Genomic DNA, 602 nt, shown 5'->3' with positions numbered 1-602 from the left:
ATAATTTTAAATACAATAATCAGAATCCCCAACGTGATCAGATTTGCCCAGATGAAATTTTTCCACGTGAACTTATAGTTTCTGGCGTAGTATACCAGGCAGATTGCGGGAAGAGATAACATACACATCATGTGTACACCTACTGAAAGTCCAACGATAAAGAAAATAAGAATGATCCATCTTTCATTGTCCGAAGTGTTATACTCATTTTCCCATTTGGTGATCAGCCATACCAAAAGCGCAATAAACATCGAAGCCATGGAATACACTTCTCCTTCAACCGCCGAAAACCAGAAAGTATCGGAAAATGTAAAACACAATGCGCCTATCACACCGGCAAAAAGAATCGAAATTTCCTGATGTTTGGTCACTTCTTCAAAATCTTTATTAAGTAATCGTCTTACAAAATGCGTAATGGTCCAGAATAAAAATAAAATCGTAAAAGCACTGAACGTAGCAGACATTGCATTGATTACGATAGAATAATTTTCGCCTTTTCCTAATGCAAAAATGGCCGCTACAGCGCCCACAATCTGGAATAAAGCAGCCCCGGGAGCGTGCGTTACTTCTAATTTTACTGCAGAAGATATGTACTCACCACA

At 38.5% G+C, this 602-nt stretch carries 1 protein-coding gene; it reads right to left on the bottom strand.

The window, feature by feature from the left end; all coding sequences use genetic code 11:
- Positions 1–602, bottom strand: a 602-nt coding sequence (locus tag G9C87_RS20710; RefSeq protein WP_172284698.1) for a DUF2723 domain-containing protein, incomplete at both ends; no start/stop codon positions are given.

This window comes from Chryseobacterium sp. LAM-KRS1 (genome assembly GCF_013184525.1).
Classification (GTDB): domain Bacteria; phylum Bacteroidota; class Bacteroidia; order Flavobacteriales; family Weeksellaceae; genus Chryseobacterium; species Chryseobacterium proteolyticum.
The sequence above is the reverse complement of the archived record's forward strand: the minus strand, read 5'-3'. Positions and strand labels throughout refer to the sequence as shown.